At 59.3% G+C, this 15,528-nt stretch carries 15 protein-coding genes; 7 read left to right on the forward strand and 8 right to left on the reverse strand.

The features are described from left to right. Positions 1–76: 76 nt before the first annotated feature. Positions 77–1,096 (reverse strand): helix-turn-helix transcriptional regulator, encoded by a 1,020-nt coding sequence (locus tag EOW68_RS18725; protein WP_431358900.1) that lies wholly within the window; start codon positions 1,094–1,096, stop codon positions 77–79. A gap of 319 nt (positions 1,097–1,415) precedes the next feature. Here EOW68_RS18725 and EOW68_RS11895 point away from each other — a divergent pair, with 319 nt between their 5' ends. Together EOW68_RS11895 and EOW68_RS11900 are read left to right on the forward strand one after the other, a co-directional pair. Continuing rightward, on the forward strand, positions 1,416–2,648 hold the full coding sequence (locus EOW68_RS11895; RefSeq protein WP_128225379.1) for a DUF7094 domain-containing protein: 1,233 nt from the start codon (positions 1,416–1,418) through the stop codon (positions 2,646–2,648). Between the two features lie 48 nt (positions 2,649–2,696). Beyond that, positions 2,697–3,152 carry a type IV pilin N-terminal domain-containing protein gene (locus EOW68_RS11900; protein WP_128225380.1) on the forward strand — a complete coding sequence of 152 codons (456 nt, stop codon included), beginning with the start codon at positions 2,697–2,699 and terminating at the stop codon, positions 3,150–3,152. On the opposite strand, the gene EOW68_RS11905 is transcribed toward EOW68_RS11900, so the two are convergent. The 5 genes from EOW68_RS11905 to EOW68_RS11925 form a co-directional block, all read right to left on the reverse strand. After that, positions 3,136–3,384, reverse strand: coding sequence for a hypothetical protein (locus EOW68_RS11905; protein ID WP_128225381.1), 249 nt, complete (start codon positions 3,382–3,384; stop codon positions 3,136–3,138). The genes EOW68_RS11900 and EOW68_RS11905 overlap by 17 nt on opposite strands. A 109-nt stretch (positions 3,385–3,493) precedes the next feature. Then, a complete protein-coding gene (locus EOW68_RS11910; RefSeq protein ID WP_128225382.1) occupies positions 3,494–4,984 on the reverse strand; it encodes a carboxypeptidase M32 in 1,491 nt (496 codons plus the stop codon). 612 nt (positions 4,985–5,596) lie between these two features. Beyond that, positions 5,597–6,316: a DUF2270 domain-containing protein gene (locus EOW68_RS11915; RefSeq protein ID WP_128225383.1), complete on the reverse strand. Its 720-nt coding sequence runs from the start codon at positions 6,314–6,316 to the stop codon at positions 5,597–5,599. Positions 6,317–6,508: 192 nt separating this feature from the next. Further along, positions 6,509–6,889: a HalOD1 output domain-containing protein gene (locus tag EOW68_RS11920; RefSeq protein ID WP_128225384.1), complete on the reverse strand. Its 381-nt coding sequence runs from the start codon at positions 6,887–6,889 to the stop codon at positions 6,509–6,511. Positions 6,890–7,084: 195 nt separating this feature from the next. Continuing rightward, positions 7,085–8,215, reverse strand: coding sequence for a M20 family metallopeptidase (locus EOW68_RS11925; protein WP_128225385.1), 1,131 nt, complete (start codon positions 8,213–8,215; stop codon positions 7,085–7,087). A gap of 119 nt (positions 8,216–8,334) precedes the next feature. Between EOW68_RS11925 and EOW68_RS11930 the strand changes: the two genes are divergently transcribed. The 4 genes from EOW68_RS11930 to priL all read left to right on the forward strand — a co-directional run bounded on the left by EOW68_RS11930 (position 8,335) and on the right by priL (position 12,347). Continuing rightward, positions 8,335–9,795 carry a PAS domain-containing sensor histidine kinase gene (locus EOW68_RS11930; protein WP_431358901.1) on the forward strand — a complete coding sequence of 487 codons (1,461 nt, stop codon included), beginning with the start codon at positions 8,335–8,337 and terminating at the stop codon, positions 9,793–9,795. Between the two features lie 42 nt (positions 9,796–9,837). Continuing rightward, positions 9,838–10,581 (forward strand): DNA polymerase sliding clamp, encoded by a 744-nt coding sequence (locus EOW68_RS11935; protein WP_128225387.1) that lies wholly within the window; start codon positions 9,838–9,840, stop codon positions 10,579–10,581. Positions 10,582–10,673: 92 nt separating this feature from the next. Beyond that, positions 10,674–11,243 carry a cell division protein CdpA domain-containing protein gene (locus EOW68_RS11940; protein WP_128225388.1) on the forward strand — a complete coding sequence of 190 codons (570 nt, stop codon included), beginning with the start codon at positions 10,674–10,676 and terminating at the stop codon, positions 11,241–11,243. Between the two features lie 39 nt (positions 11,244–11,282). Next, the gene (priL, locus tag EOW68_RS11945; RefSeq protein ID WP_128225389.1) at positions 11,283–12,347 is read left to right on the forward strand and encodes a DNA primase regulatory subunit PriL; all 1,065 of its coding nucleotides are present in this window, start codon (positions 11,283–11,285) and stop codon (positions 12,345–12,347) included. Here priL and EOW68_RS11950 read toward each other — a convergent pair whose 3' ends face one another. Together EOW68_RS11950 and guaB are read right to left on the reverse strand one after the other, a co-directional pair. After that, the gene (locus tag EOW68_RS11950) at positions 12,348–12,587 is read right to left on the reverse strand and encodes a DUF7472 family protein (protein WP_128225390.1); all 240 of its coding nucleotides are present in this window, start codon (positions 12,585–12,587) and stop codon (positions 12,348–12,350) included. It abuts the gene before it with no gap. Positions 12,588–12,666: 79 nt separating this feature from the next. Then, on the reverse strand, positions 12,667–14,148 hold the full coding sequence (guaB, locus tag EOW68_RS11955; protein WP_128225391.1) for an IMP dehydrogenase: 1,482 nt from the start codon (positions 14,146–14,148) through the stop codon (positions 12,667–12,669). Positions 14,149–14,599: 451 nt separating this feature from the next. Here guaB and EOW68_RS11960 point away from each other — a divergent pair, with 451 nt between their 5' ends. Continuing rightward, the gene (locus EOW68_RS11960) at positions 14,600–15,490 is read left to right on the forward strand and encodes a DUF5794 domain-containing protein (protein WP_128225392.1); all 891 of its coding nucleotides are present in this window, start codon (positions 14,600–14,602) and stop codon (positions 15,488–15,490) included. Positions 15,491–15,528: the final 38 nt, after the last annotated feature.

Consider the following 15,528-nt stretch of genomic DNA (forward strand, 5'->3'; position numbering starts at 1 on the left):
TTATAGTTTCAACTGGTAGCAGTTCCAGCGAAACACTGTGCAGAGTACCCCGCGGAGGGACAGGTCGGCCCGTCGATCACTCGTTTGACTCTGTGATATCCTCGTCGGGGAAGGAGATCAGGTTCTCACGTCCGATTCTGAGTTTGTCGATCCGGTCCTCCTCTTCCATCGAGGAGAGCAGCTGTGAGACTTTCGCGTTCGACCAGTCAGTCTCTTTGACGATGTTTGCCTGTTTCATCCGGCCGCCGTTTTTCGACAGCAGTCGTTCGACTCGCTCTTCGTCACTGAGCAGTTCCTCGTCGATACCCTCGTTGGATTTTGCTTCGGGCTGTTCATCTCTGGGTTCTGTGACCGGTGCTGGGTTGCTCGTCCCCTCGACCGACTGATCCCCGTCCTCAGCCACTGTGCCGACCGGTGGAATGTTGATATTAATTCTGCCGGTTCTGCCCATATAGAGAACGAGGAGAACGACGACTGCCAGGAGAGGGAGTAATCCGAACATAAGTACTCTCGACGAGAGTACTCCTGTCCCTCCAGTGAAAGAACTGCCCGGGCCGGTGAGTGTCACCTGTAGCGACTGTTCTGTGAACTCTTCAGGTCCCTCCCAGTGGAGTCGACCGGCTTCCGGTGAGACACCATCTGCCGAATCACGGACACCGTACTCTTCCGGGGCGACGATCGTCAGTGACTGTGACTCGCTCAGTCCTTCGAGCCACAGTTCGCCCGACCTCGTTACCAGCACATCGTCGACGATGAGTTCGTCTCCATCCGAACGTGCGAAGTTCGTCCAGGTGAACTCGAGGCTCAACCGCCCAGTTCCGTTTGCAACCTCACTCTGGCTGGCAGTCGTGAGCTCTCTGTCTTCGAGTTCCATCTCCCGGGTAGTGTGTGCATCGACTGCCGCAGCTGCACGTTCGAAGGAATCGATCCCGAGAATCGAGATACGAGGCTCGATGTTCTGTGTCGGAGAGGCTCCCTCTGTTTCGAAATCCTGTGCCAGATCGCGGTAGGCTGTCGTCTCGTTGTCGTCGCTCAGGTTGAACGTCGTCGAAACACGCCAGCGTGCGTCACCGTCTGGCTGGAGTTCGACTGTCATCGAAGAGTTCGTAGAGGAGAGCCAATCAGAGGACTGACCTTCGGAGAGGGCAACCGCGCCAGACGAAAGCAGTACAACACCACTCAACAGTAGTACACCAACAACCACTGCTCCAAAGACGGAAAAAGAAAAACTTCGGGACCAGGGCGAGGACATACCAGAGACGTTGGCCCCCTATCTGAAAACCCTTTCTATAAAACGTTACATCGGTCGATAAAGCGTCTGGAGACTGCTAACGGAGTCTTATACGGAATCTAACTGCACCTATATCGCCGGTGCACTGGGTTTTTATATCAGGGGAAGATAAGATAATCGTACCATGCCGAAGGTCCCCAGAGTTGTTATCTTCTTTACCCTCTGCGTGTTCTGTCTTTTCGTCGTTGGATCCGGAGTTACTGTCGCAGTCGATGCGTTCCAGGACGGAAACAGCGACCAGGAGACGATCGAGACGGTCGAAGACTCCACGAACTACCTGTCACCCGCCGTGGAGACGGACGATCAGTATCAGGAGGTATCTATCGACGTTGCGAGCGCAGTCGATTCGTCTGCCCAGGAGCTACAGACGGAACACGATATCCGATCGTTCACCCGTGAGCTGCAGTTCGTGGATGGAATCGAGACCCAGGGAGAACTCGGTCAGAAACGGTTAGAAGTGGTCGAAGGCCGATATCTTGCACTGGATCAGCGCCAACAGGCTCTCTTCGAACAGTACAGCACAGGGGAGATGTCATCCAACAGGTTCGCCCGGGAGCTGGTCCGACTCGGAACCGCGATCAAAACCCAGCGGAGTTACCGCGAGCGAATCTTCACCGAAGTGTACGACGGCAGGCCAACCGCCCCATCGGAGGATTTTCAGCGGAGATTCAACAGCCTCGAACTGTCGCTGACACCGGAGCAGCCAGTAACGGAACGCCTCAGGAGTGCGATGACGGGAGCGGGTGACCCTGCCCTCGTCTACTCACAGAGTGCAGAAGAGGTGCTCGTCCTGGCGACTATTGACGACGAAACGTACGTGAGACAGGCCACACTTAGAGACGAACGGAATCTCGGTGCCGAAGACCAGTTTACGGATCTCTGGCGTGATGCCACTAACCGTGCGGGGTCGCTGTATCCGTGGGCGTTCAGTTCGGAGAATCTCCGGGACGTCGACCCGTTCAATCTGGAGGTGTACAGTCAGGTCTACGCAGTCAGGGCACAGCATTCACACGGTGAACTGTCGGTCTACCTGGATGGCGCGACCAGGAACGTATTCCACGAGAACCAGCTCAAGCGGGTTCAGAGCCTGCCAGTTACCCAGTCGGTCCAGAACGAGTCAGACGATCTCGTCGGAAACGTCTCGCTGACCAACGGAGCAGGGCCGATGCTGGTCTCCGTGACGGACGACGCCGGTGCTCCGATCGAAGATGCGAGCATCATCGTCGACAGCGACCCGGTCGGACTAACGGACAGCGACGGAGAACTCTGGGTTGTCCAGCCGTCTGGAGAGGCCGAAGTCGGTATAACGACAGAAGGAGACGAGACAGTCTCTGTCCAGATACCGGAGTCAGATTAGCGCTGGGCGCCCCGGAGTTTGAAATGGAAAGCCGGCCCCAACGTTCACATGGAGCGTGGTGCGATCCCTGTTGCAGGCGTGCTATTACTCCTCGCGATCACCGTTCTGTCGGCAGCCACTCTCGGATTCGTCGTCTCGACACCGGCGTCAGAGCCACCGCCAACAGCATCTTTCGAGCTATCAGCTGATGGACAGTCGGGTGAGATCGAACTGACACATCTCGGCGGCGATAGGATCAACCTCACCGAGGTTTCGCTTCGGATTTCGATAGACGGAACGCGACTCGAAAAGCAGCCACCGGTCCCGTTCTTTGCTGCATCGGGATACATGAGTGGCCCGACGGGACCGTTCAACCGCGCCAGCCCGAACGCGTGGGCAGCTGGGGAAACAGCCACACTCACGGTCGCTTCGACCAACGAACCGGAGCTATCACCCGGTGACACAGTCCGAGTCCAGCTCTTGACCGACACCGGGACGGTTGCGGATCTCACCGGGACGGCGTAGCGAACTCAGTCGTCAGCAGCCATGGCCGACTGCGAGAGATCGTCGACGAGTCGATCTCCTCGACACTCCCCTGAATTGTCCAGACGTCGCCGGCGACCTCACTGGCTGCTTCGTGATCGTACCCCGCTTCTCGATCGATATCCTCCTCGATCGAGTCGTCGATATCGGTATCGATGTTCTTGTCGATATCGCCATCGGTCTGCCCTAGATTGGTCGAAACGTCGTTGGCCATGCTCGACCGAAGATTTGACTCGAATAAAATAAATAAAATATCACAAATATTAGATATAAATTGTGTAGAGGGTAGTATGTGAGTGAAAGCGGAGTTTGGGCAGAACTAGTTAGATACCGTACAGTTCTCCGTATTTGTCTTCTGCATAAGAGAGGAAATAATCGGCTGTCAGCTCTTCGCCGGTCGCAGATCGGATGAGTTCGGGTGTCGTGTACCGACAGCCGTGCTGGTGTATCTCTCGGGTAAGCCACTCGGAAAGCTGCTCGAATTCGCCGGACTCGATCTGGTCGGTAACTCCGTCGATCTCGGAACTAGCGGCTTCGAACAGTTGCGCAGCGAGCACAGAGCCAAGCGAGTACGTCGGGAAGTAGCCGAAGTTACCGTGTGCCCAGTGGATGTCCTGCAGACAGCCCCGTGCGTCGTTCTCGGGCCGGATACCGAGATACTCGTCCATCTTGTCGTTCCAGACCTGCGGGACGTCGCTGACGTCGAGATCACCACGGATCAGATCGCGTTCGATCTCGAATCGCACGACGATGTGCATGTGGTAGGTCAACTCGTCGGCTTCGACCCGGATCGGGTTGTCGTCGTAGACCTCGTTTGCACTCTCGTAGAGAGCCTGCGGTGTCGTCTCGACCCCGAGGTGTTCCTCGACAGCAGGCGCGAAAAAGTGCCAGAACTCGGCGGAGCGCCCGACGTGGTTCTCCCAGAGCCGTGACTGGGACTCGTGGACCGTCATGTCGCGACTCTCACCCAGCGGCGTACCGTACTCTTCGTCCGGGAGCCCGAGCGTGTAGCTCGCGTGCCCATACTCGTGGATCGTCGAGGAGAGTGCATCTAGCGGATCGTCAGGTGTGAACCGGGTCGTCACGCGTGCATCGAACTGTGTCCCCGTCGAAAACGGGTGTGGGGCCGTATCGAGTCGCCCCCGATCCCAGTCGTATCCGACCGTGTCCAGTGCATCTCGGACGAGTGGTTCCTGTCGTTCCTCGTCGTACTCTCCCTCGAAAGGGTCAGCAACTGTCTTCTCGCATTCACTGATTGCCTCGACGAGCGCGGGGAGTTCGGACCGAAGCTGGCCGAGAATCTCCTCGATCGTCTCGATATCGAGATACGGCTCGTAATCCTCGACGAGCACCTCGTAGGGGTCTCGGTCCGGATCGATAGCCTCGGCATACTCACGGCGCAGTTCGACGAGTTCAGCTAGCGTCTCTTCGAACAGCGAGAAATCAGCCTCTTCTTTGGCCTCCTCCCAGACAGGCAACGCTTCCGAACTTGCCTCGGAGATTCGTTCGACGAGGTCTTCGGGAACGCGGTTCGCACGCTCGTGGTCGCGGCGTACTTCACGGACGACAGCCTGTTTCTCGTCGTCGACAGCGCCGTCGAGTTCGCCGAGCCACTCGCCCAGTTGTTCGTCCGTCAGCAGTTCGTGCTGGAGTGTCGACAGTGTCGAGGACTGTTTCGACCTTGCCGGTGTCCCACCGGGTGGCATCATCACCTGCTGATCCCAGCCCAGGACACTGCCCGCATCGCCAAGATAGTTGTACCGCCTGACGTGATCGAGAAACTGCTCGTAGACATCTGGTTTCTGTTGTGACATAGAGCCACATTACGAGCGGTTGGTTAAGAACGCACCGCCACAACGGTCGTGAATCAGCGAGAACCACTCCAGATCCAGTGAACTAACTGGTAATTTACTAATTTCGGACCTCCTGATGGCTCCCGCACTCCTTTCGGCCTCCGTAGTCGACTGCCTGCGCTTTTTCGGGAAGACACCATCGCGCTAGATCCGGGGCTCAGAGCTGCCGGGCTGATCCTCTTCCTCGGACTTGTGATACGTAACAGGCGTGACGCCGGCGGTGAGTCGGTCGACGCCGGGGACGTGGAGGAGCGGACCGAGCCCATGTCCGGCTAGTCCGCGGGTTCTCTCGTCGGTCGACTACCGTATCCACTCTGTATCCAGCACGCGACTTCTGACAGAATATCCGTGATCGTGGTGTGGGTTCTGGAGGCAGGCGACTAGTGTTCAGGACACGGGCTCGGAATATGGCTGCGAGGAGTTCGACATCGGAGTCACGACTGAAGATGAGTAGGCAAGCCACTTCGAGTCGCGAGGACTTCGAGACTGCGCTGCGAGAGCAACAGCAACGAGTGGTAGCCGCTCTAACAGTCGGTTAGCGGAGCAGATCGATTTCCCAGAGAAAGAACGGCGTCATCGGTCTGTCTCTTTCCAATCGTCTGGGTCCCCTTCACGAAATTCCCCTTTTGCCTGGCGCTCTCGGGGCCAGAAGGCAATACTCAACAGTACAACGTAGAACACGCCAACGACTGCGACCACAGCAATGCCGGGAATACGGCCGATCCGTGCGGTCGCCAGCCAGTCTTGGCGCGACACGAACGCCGAAATTCTGAAGATCCACGCAACGAGTAACACACCAAGTAAAGCGAGATACACACGCTTCAGTCGGTTTGCGATCGCTTCGGCGAACGAGACTTTGAGCGTCGGTCGACGATAGTCCCTGCCAAGTTGTACCCGCCAGTCGTGGCTTTCGACACCCTCGGACGGATCGAGGGCGTTTGCAAACAGGTTCTCCTGGAGGAGCCGCACGCGCGAGCGAAAGAGGTCGTAGTGCCGGTAGCGTCGGGCTTCGATACCCAGAAAGACGGTGACGACGACGACCCCAACGAGCAAGATATAGTGGGGGTTGTCGGCACTCGAAAACGTAAATGTCAGGATCGCGGCCAGCACGGTGACCGCCCACGTCGTCGTCTGGTCGAGGCGCTGGCGCCACGTGCCCACTCGGTCTATCTCTCCGCGGTACGCGTGAGCCATCACCGAACCGAGCCCCGAACTGTCGTCGACCATTTCACGACCGATCTCCCGCTGGTCTGGCGTCGTCGGGTCAAACTCGTCGCTCCCTGAATCGGTCATACCGGAGAGACACCTCCTCGTTCCATAAGCGGCGACGGTGACGTCATGAGAGAGACAGCTAACTGAGTACTATCAGACGAATAGTGGTTGTTATATTTTATTTACCGGAGTCCATCGAGCAATACGCATGGGAATTGGAGGTATCGTGTCCGTGGTTCAGTGCGATACACCAGCGTGGAGACCAGCAGAGAGTTACTGGGTGGATTGTGGCCAGAGTGTTAGCTCACCAGTCCACTGTATTTCGATCCGATAATTCGTGTACAAAAACTGCACAGCACCAGAGTCGGAATCACGAAACGAGTCAACCTGTGTTTCCAGTCTGTCGACGTCGATACAGTCGGACAGCGGTGGAAACTCTTCCTGGTCCCGTGAAACTGCAGCAACAGCCGTCGAGATCGCGTCGGCCAACGGTTCATCTTCACCGATCGTGGTTTGGTAGACGGATTTGCGCTGACTGAGGGGGGTTCGTTTTTCGCGTTCAGTCAAATTCGTATGATCTAGTTCAGCCACTGTACTATCGTTCAGTAGAAGATCTATCTGTTTAATTTGTGACCTTGGTGCACCATCGTCCACAGACACACATGCTATAAGACGAGTCGTAATACTGCTCAGAGTTGTTGGGTGAATTGTGAGATAATTTCGGCACTGCGGATATTCGGTGCGGAACAGCAAGCTATCTGCTAGGACGATTTGAGATGCACAGTACATCCACTGTATCCAGCACGCTGTTCTATCAATTACCACGGGGTTCGACAGAACCAGAGACCACTATCCGGCGCTTGCCGAATCGTACCGGGCTCCGATCTCCCGGTAGATTTCGTAACAGCGGTCCAGAACGGACAGTGAGACACTCTCGTCGGCGGTGTGTGCCTCACCTGGCTCTGCTGGCCCACAGACGACACACGCAGTGCCAGCCTCCGCCAGCCAGCCGGCATCGGTGGCGTGTGGTTTTACCACGTGTTCCGGTGTTCCATCGGTGGACTGACGATGCCCTGCAGGATCCGAGTCAGGGTGCTGGCTCTCTCTCGCTGCGTCGAGTGCGAGATCCGCGAAGTCGCCGTCTGCGCAGGCCATCGGTTTCAGATCCTGATCGACCGAGACCGAGATGCCTGGCTGCTCGGCGAGGCCCCTCAGCGGAGCACGCTCACCGGGGACCGTTCGCTCGTCGACAGTGATCGAACAGTGTTCGGGGACGACGTTCCAGGCCGAGCCACCCTCGATTTCGGTGACGACGACCGAGCCACGCAGCTCGTGGCCGAGGACAGTCGTCTCCGGCACGGGGAGCTCCCGGATCGCATCCACAGCGTCAGTGGCCCGGTAGATCGCGTTGGTGCCTGCCTCGGGCTGGCTGGCGTGGGCTGGCGTTCCCTCGGCGGCGACAGTGATGGCCCGCCGGCCCTTGTGCGCGATCGCGACATCTGTCACGCCGGGTGCGGAGTAGCCCGTCGACCCCTCACCGACGACGGCATGTGTGGGGGCAAAACCGTCCGAAATCGCGCCACGAGCCCCCTGGCCGCCAGTCTCTTCGCCCACGAACGACGCGAACACTAGCTCACTGTTCTCGGGGACGCAATCGCGGAAGGCACAGAGCGAGGCTGCCACTGCGCCTTTCATATCTGCCGCGCCGCGACCGTAGAGGCGGCCTTCACGTGTTTCCAGAACGTACTCGCCGTCGGCAGTCTGTGAGCTATCTGGCGGCACGACGTCGTGGTGGCCGACCAGCGCCAGCGATCTGTCACCACCGCCCTTGCGAGCGATGACGTTACCGTGGCTGTCGCGTTCGACCCGGCTGTCGGTCTCGGCTCGGAGCCACTGCTCGATGTGATCGCCGGCAGCCGTCTCGTCGGTGTGGCTCGGAATTGCTACGAGGGCACGCGTCAGTTCGTGGACACCTGACATACGTGAGTAGACCAGCCACCGTCTGAAAAGATCATCGGGAAACCATGTCGTGTACTGTCGAATCAATCGGGGAAACAATCATACATATACATCTGGGACATACAGTCGACAACTTCAGTATGGAGAATGCGTTGTTCGAGGAGATGGTCGAAGCAGTCGGTGTCGGGGTCTGCGCGTACGGCGACGATGGGCGGTATAGCTACGTAAATCCAGCCTACGCAGACATGCTCGACACAACAGTCGAGACGCTGGTCGGAACACCGATCTGGGAGCTAAACGGCGACATCGAACAAGGCTGGTTCGAGGAGTACTGGAACTCGTTCGAGCCAAGTGAAACCCGAACAAGAGAGGCGGTCCACGAGTACGACGGAACAGCTGTCGACGTCCAGACGATTACCACCAGGGCAACGGTCGGGGGCGAGCAGTACCATTTTGGGACCATCCAGGACATTACGCTCCGCAAACGCCGTGAGAAACAGTTGAGTCAGCTGCACGACGTGACGGCTGAACTCATCCAGGCGGCGACAGCCGAGGAGATTGCGTCCATCATGGTGAGGACTGCGGAGACGATACTCGATTACGACCGTAACGCCGTCCGATTTGCGACGAAGTCTGACGAACTAATGCCCGTCGCGGCGACCGCGCAAGCCAGCGCAGAGGTGGCGATGGACCGTGGATACAGAATCGACGAGGAGACGCCAGGTGCGAGCGCATACCGGAGTGGCGAACCAGTCCTGATCGAGGACGCAGAGACGATCGACGACGAATACGACCGGGGAGAGGCACGGTCGATAATGTACCTGCCAATCGGCGAGTTCGGTGTGTTCAGCATCGCCGACACCGAACCCGACGCTTTCGACTGCCGAGATGTGGATCTCGCGTCGATCCTGGCGTCGAACGCCGAGACAGCGCTGGCACGACTCGCGAACGAAAGCGATCTCGAACGGCAAAACGAACGGCTGGAGGCCTTCGTCGATGTTATCTCCCACGACATCCCAAACCATCTCAACGTCGCAGGGTCGCGGCTCGAGCTCGCCCGGATGGACGAGGACTTCGACCAGCTCGACCACGTCTCGACAGCCCACGGCCGAATCGAGTCGTTGATTACAGATATGCGGACACTCGTCGACCACGGTCAACAGATCGAGTCGACGGAGTGGCTCCGACTGCAAGACGAGATCAAGATCTGCTGGGAGAGCTGTCCCGACACCGAAGACGGACCCACACTCGTCGTCGAAGCAGAGGGGTTCATCTGCGCCGACAGGAGCCGGTTCCGACAGCTGCTCGAAAACCTGCTCTGGAACGCACTGGACCACGCTGGCGAGGAACCGACGATCCGGATCGGCTTGCTCGACGACGGGCTCTACATCGAAGACGATGGGCCGGGAATAGCTGAAGACGAACGGGAAGCTGTCCTCTCACCCGGAGTCACGACAGCAGACGACGACCGTGACCACTACGGATTCGGGCTCGCAATCGTCAACGAAATCGTTCGTGCTCACGGCTGGGAGATCACTATTACGGATGGGACTGACGGTGGCGCACGCTTCGAGATTACGGGCGTGAAATTGCGAGCGTAATGACGTGCCTTTTTAGGGGATGACACCGTAGCCCGCATCAAGATGTTCAAGGCCATCGTGCGCGCGGAACGACTGCAATCGACGCTCGGTTCGGTGGGCGTATTGGTGGACGAGTGCAAGATCCACCTCGACGAAGAAGGAATCGAAATCAGGGCCGTCGACCCTGCCAACGTCGGTATGGTCGATCTCTCGCTGAATGCGTCTGCGTTCGAATCCTACGAGGCTGATGGCGGTCTGATCGGTGTCAATCTGGTTCGCCTGCAGGATATCGCGGGGATGGCCGACAGCGGACAGCTGGTCGAGCTCGAACTGGACGAGGAAACCCGGAAACTACACATCTCTATCGACGGGCTGGAGTACACGCTCGCACTGATCGATCCGGAGTCGATCCGTGAAGAGCCGGATCTACCGGATCTCGATCTCTCCTCGACGATCGTCATCGAGGGCCGGGATATCGACCGGGCGGTCACAGCCGCCGATATGGTCAGCGACCACATCGAACTCGGCGTCGACGATACTGACGAGCTCTTCTACGTGAAAGCACAGGGCGACACTGACGACGTCCATCTGGAGCTCGATAGTGAGGATCTGATCGATCTCGTCGCTGGGAAGGCCTCTTCGCTGTACTCGCTCGATTATCTGCAGGATCTGAACAAGGCGATCCCGAAAGACGCCGAAGTGACGATGGAACTCGGCGAGGAGTTCCCGGTCAAACTCCACTTCGACATCGCAGAGGGCGAGGGCAACGTCACCTACATGCTCGCGCCACGGATCCAGAGTAACTGAACTGTTTCACTCGTTTTTGAGACGGACAGATAGCTCTGTGTCATGCGTCTGTCTGACGCATTGTTTAGTAGAGGGATCAGCAAGGATTCTGTATGACGAGCCTCGACGAGACGTACAGCCAGCGTCCCGGTGACGCCATCTCACGGCGAGTGCTGGCCGGCGGTTTGCTTCTCGCTGTCGGGGCCGTGGCGATCGTCGCCGCGATCGGTCTGATCTGGGTCGGTGGGACGGACTCGACGACGAAACTGTCCGCGGGTATCACCGCGGGGCTCGGTGTACCAGCGATGCTCGCCGGTGTCGTGGTCGTCCTGCCCGCGAGTGCCAGACAGCGCCTGGGTGTCGCCGTCGGAACAGGGCTTGCCGGCGTCGGCGTCTACCTGTTCAGCTACGCCTATCCGGATCGGTGGACACGGACGGCAGACCCACTTGCCTTCGAAACCCTGCTGGTCTACGGTCTCGGTTGTGCGATCGCGCTGTGGTTCGTCTTCAGTGCGATCGCCTCGACACGACTGCGGAACAACCCGCAGGGGACTGTCTCGCTCGAAATTATCCAGCAAGGAGAGACGAAAACGATCGAGGTCGACCGCAGCGAGTACCGGAGTCTGGTCAGCGACGGCGGCGACCCCGAGCAGTATCTCGAAGAACTCGACAGAAGGGAGTGACCGCCGGACTTTTGCTCGCGGCCGTGTAATCGAAGTTCGATGAAACAGCTCCACGCTCGATACCCGTTCTTACAGGGCGCACGAGCAGCAGTGGAGTCGGCAAACGTGGATCTCGGACGGGTCATCGAGCGCGAAGACGAAGTCGTCGCCCGGGCCGTCGGCCGCGTCGAGAGCGCACTGGATTCGGGCACTGTTGGCGATCAACACCGCCGGACGCGCATCGAACTGCTCTCGTACCCTATCGCGAGGGTGCTGGTCTCGCTCGTCGACGAACACGTGCTCACGCGCAAGTACGCCCGGGCGGAGGCGCGGACCGCCCACGACCAGTTCCAGGCGGATTTCACAGCGACGACGGCACTCAAAAGCCAGTCCCGTGAACAGCTGACACTCGAGAGTCTCCTCTCGGAGTTCGAGATTGCAGAGTCGGTCCGGGAGACCCCGGACGGCTACGCGGTCGCCGTCGGAACCTATCTGGAACTCGCCGCCGACGAGCGTGGTGACGAGTGGCGACTGGTCAACCGAAACCTGCACGACAGCGAGGTACCGGTCACGAAAGCCGAGCTGCTGGTGTTGATCCGCCAGGCCACCCGCCAGCGCGTCGAAGAGGGGCTCCCGCTTTCCGTTCCGGAGACGATCGGTGAGTCACTGGAATCGGAGTGTGAACACGTCAGGGAACTGCTGGCCGAACTCGATCTCACGCAGGATATCGACACTGTCGTGCCGGAGCTGTTCCCGCCCTGTATGACCTATCTGCTGGATCAGGTCCAGAAGGGTGAACACCTGCCACACCACTCCCGGTTCGCCATCGCGACCTTCCTGACCTCCATCGGGATGACGACAGACGAGATCGTCGAACTGTTCCAGGTGAATCCAGGCTTCGGCGAGGAGGCGACGCGGTACCAGGTCGATCACATCCGGGGGAAGACCAGTCCGACAGAGTACTCACCGCCCTCCTGTTCGACGATGCAATCGTACGGCGACTGTGTGAATATGGACGATCTCTGCGAGACGATCTCGCACCCGCTGGGATACTACGACGCGAAACTCGACGATGCAGACGAAGAAGAGTTGTCCGACTGGCGTGAGCAGTCCGCAGATTCCTGATTATCCAGCCTCGTCGTCGTCGGATTTCATGCGCTCGACCATGTAGCCGAGCGTGGGCATCAGGATAATAAAGACGGCCATGAGTCCGATGAGCGCCAGCCCGCCGTCGGCTGACACTTGCACCTCACCACCGGATTCACTCCCGTACATCGTACTTATTACCACCAATCCTGCGACGAACATCGCGACAGCGATCACAGAGACGACGACCTGTGCGATCGTTGCCCGATCCAATTCCATGCCGCCCGATTCCACAGGCACGGCTAAAAGGGCTTCGAAGCCACGCTGTCCGCTCGAAAAGAGCGGGTCGCGATCAGGATCAGCTGCCGTCCGGACTGTAGTTCGGCGCTTCGTCAGTAATCACGACGTCGTGTGGGTGACTCTCCTGCTGGCCGGCCGAGGAGACACGGACGAACTCCGCGCGTTCTTTGAAAACCGGGATCGATTCCGCACCGACGTATCCCATCCCGGACTGCATCCCGCCGACGAGCTGTCGGAGTTCGGATTCGAGCGTGCCCTTGTACGGTGTCGCCGCCTCGACACCCTCCGGCACGAACTCTTCTTCGTCGTCGTCTTTGAGGTAGCGGTCGCCGCCACCGGACTGCATCGCACCGACACTACCCATCCCGCGGTACTGCTTGTACTTCTTGCCGTTCATCGTGATGACACGACCCGGCGCTTCGTCGGTGCCCGCGAAGTACGATCCCATCATGACCGCGTCGGCACCGGCGGCGATCGCCTTGATAGCGTCACCGGAGTACCGGATGCCGCCGTCGGCGATCACCGGGATATCGTGTTTGCTGGCCACGTCGGCGACCTGTGCGATCGCCGTGATCTGTGGCATCCCTGCGCCGGTGACGACCCGTGTCGTACAGATCGAGCCCGGGCCGATACCGACCTTGACACCGTCGGCGAAGTCGGCAACGTCGCGGGCGGCCTCCCGGGTCCCGATGTTTCCGACGACCACATCAGCACTCGTTTGGTCTTTGATCTCACGGGCGCTCTCGACGACGTTCGAGTTGTGCGCGTGGGCGCAGTCGATAAAAAGGATATCTGCGCCGGCCTCGTCGGCGGCCTGGGCGCGGTCGGTCTCGAAGGGGCCGACTGCTGCACCGACGCGGAGGTGTCCACTTTCGTCGCGGACGGCGTTGTCGTACTCCCGGCGCTGGAGGATGCCGGCCATCGTCATCAGTCCGGTCAGCCGGTTCTGGTCGTCGACGATCGGGACGCGCTCGATTTTGTGTTCGTACATCAGTTCGAGCGCTTCGCGGGGCGTGACATCCTCGCCGGCCGTGATGACCTCGTCGGTCATCGCTTCCCGGACCTCGTCACTTTCACCCACCTCCAGATACGGACGGATGTCCGTCCCGGAGATGATGCCCAGTACCTCGTCGTCGTCGTCGATGACCGGGGCACCGGAGACGCCCGCCTCGTTCATCATCCGGTCGACCTCCCTGATAGTCTGCCCGGGCTCTGCCGTGATGACCTCGCGGATGATGAGTTCGTCGGCCTGTTTGACCTGTTCGATCTCCTCGACCATCGCGTCGAGATCCATGTTGCGATGGAGGACACCGAGCCCACCGTGGCGAGCGATCTCGATAGCCAGTTCGCTCTCCGTGACCGTATCCATCGCCGCAGAGAGAACAGGGATATTCAGCCGAACATTTTTCGAGACGCGCGTGCTCGTATCCGCCTCGTCCGGTTCGATCGCACTCTCTTTCGGTCGTAGCAGTACGTCGTCGAATGTCAGAGCCTCCGGTACGCGGAGTTTCTCCGAGAAAGGTTCCGAATCCTTCGCCATGTGAGCCGTCAGATGCGATGGCTGAAAAACGTTGCGAGACGGGCTACAGAGAGATTTCTGACCAGTCGTTCACCGAGCCCCTCCGAATATCCCAGACAGAACCAGATCGGGCAAACTTATTCAGGTATTCTGTTTTAATCGGGAAGCGGTTCACGTATGCAGAGCTATCGGGCAAACGCTGAGGTGTGTGTCCGTATCTCACGCAACCATTTTACGTCATTAAATAGTATTAACAATCATGAACACCGTGCGTCCCACCAGCGAAGGTAGTGTTCGACAGACGTGTTCCGCACCTAGCTGGGGCACAAAGACACTGGGACGCAATTTCGCGGTGCAGCATTCAAATTTTGGGTGGTTCGTCCCGGCTGGCAGGACGCCACAGATCCCGCTCCCGACTGGGGAGCGACGGAGCTACCCACAGGCCACGGGTGAGGGCCACGTCTAAGGGCAGATGAGTCAATCACGACACCCACGAGCGCTCTCCCTGCAGCGCCGCGTTCGCTCGTCGACGCGGCTGCTCGCCATCGTGATGGCGCTCCCACTGGTCGACGGTGTGTTTGCCGCCATCGTATTGAGCGGCGCACTCTCTAGCCCTGTCGGCATCGTCGAAGTCGGCCTGTTGATCTTCGGCGGGAGCGCGATGGTCGCAGTGATCCTCGCAGAGATGCAGGAAAGCCCACGCGAGCAGGCCAAAATCGTACTCGCCGTAGGGGCGTTGATCATCCCCGCAGCGGCGATCCAGGCAGCCATCGCACCGACGCTCGCGTCGGTGGTCGATATCGCCATCTTCGAGCGGTTCGCTGCGCTCGTGATCCTCTCTGTCGCCGCCTCGACTGCCAGTTCCAGGGTCGGTGAGTATCTGCCGGGGCCAGCGGTCATCATCCTGCTGGGACTGGTAGCGAGTCTCTCGCCGTCCGGCGCCACGCTGTCGATCCAGCTGGACCCGATACTGATCGCCCGTGCAGTGGCCGCAGCCAGCGTCGGTGTGGCCTTCGCACTCGTCGTCGCGGTCACCAGCCCGTGGCTGCGCAACGCGGTCGAACTAGACCGGTTCCGCTTCGGGAGCGCAGTGGCACTCGGTGTGCTCTCACTTTCGATCGTCGGTCTCGTCCCGAGTGAGGCCCCCGTTGCACTGATCGTCCTCGCTGTGACGGCACTGCTGGCCTTCGATCCCGGAAGCGCACGCGACCGCGATTCGGTCTACCACCCCGACGAGATCGACATCACGTCGGCGATGTCCGACGGTGGCATCCATTCCGTCATCGAACGGGAGTCCGATCACCAGCCAGACGCCGACAGCGACCAGTCCGACCGGGAGGTCGAGCGGCCGCCCTGGTTCTAAGGAGAGTCCTTATTTTGATCCGCTAACAATACGCCTGT

The sequence above is a fragment of the Halovenus amylolytica genome (genome assembly GCA_004015825.1).
In the GTDB taxonomy this organism is placed as follows: domain Archaea; phylum Halobacteriota; class Halobacteria; order Halobacteriales; family Haloarculaceae; genus Halovenus; species Halovenus amylolytica.

What these genes read in the sequence shown, in the direction of transcription:
- EOW68_RS18725 (WP_431358900.1), bottom strand. Translation starts at nt 1,096, where the DNA reads ATGACAGTCGAACTCCAGCCAGACGGTGACGCACGCTGGCGTGTTTCG.
- EOW68_RS11895 (WP_128225379.1), top strand. Translation starts at nt 1,416, where the DNA reads ATGCCGAAGGTCCCCAGAGTTGTTATCTTCTTTACCCTCTGCGTGTTC.
- EOW68_RS11900 (WP_128225380.1), top strand. Translation starts at nt 2,697, where the DNA reads ATGGAGCGTGGTGCGATCCCTGTTGCAGGCGTGCTATTACTCCTCGCG.
- EOW68_RS11905 (WP_128225381.1), bottom strand. Translation starts at nt 3,384, where the DNA reads ATGGCCAACGACGTTTCGACCAATCTAGGGCAGACCGATGGCGATATC.
- EOW68_RS11910 (WP_128225382.1), bottom strand. Translation starts at nt 4,984, where the DNA reads ATGTCACAACAGAAACCAGATGTCTACGAGCAGTTTCTCGATCACGTC.
- EOW68_RS11915 (WP_128225383.1), bottom strand. Translation starts at nt 6,316, where the DNA reads ATGACCGATTCAGGGAGCGACGAGTTTGACCCGACGACGCCAGACCAG.
- EOW68_RS11925 (WP_128225385.1), bottom strand. Translation starts at nt 8,215, where the DNA reads ATGTCAGGTGTCCACGAACTGACGCGTGCCCTCGTAGCAATTCCGAGC.
- EOW68_RS11930 (WP_431358901.1), top strand. Translation starts at nt 8,335, where the DNA reads ATGGAGAATGCGTTGTTCGAGGAGATGGTCGAAGCAGTCGGTGTCGGG.
- EOW68_RS11935 (WP_128225387.1), top strand. Translation starts at nt 9,838, where the DNA reads ATGTTCAAGGCCATCGTGCGCGCGGAACGACTGCAATCGACGCTCGGT.
- EOW68_RS11940 (WP_128225388.1), top strand. Translation starts at nt 10,674, where the DNA reads ATGACGAGCCTCGACGAGACGTACAGCCAGCGTCCCGGTGACGCCATC.
- priL (WP_128225389.1), top strand. Translation starts at nt 11,283, where the DNA reads ATGAAACAGCTCCACGCTCGATACCCGTTCTTACAGGGCGCACGAGCA.
- EOW68_RS11950 (WP_128225390.1), bottom strand. Translation starts at nt 12,587, where the DNA reads ATGGAATTGGATCGGGCAACGATCGCACAGGTCGTCGTCTCTGTGATC.
- guaB (WP_128225391.1), bottom strand. Translation starts at nt 14,148, where the DNA reads ATGGCGAAGGATTCGGAACCTTTCTCGGAGAAACTCCGCGTACCGGAG.
- EOW68_RS11960 (WP_128225392.1), top strand. Translation starts at nt 14,600, where the DNA reads ATGAGTCAATCACGACACCCACGAGCGCTCTCCCTGCAGCGCCGCGTT.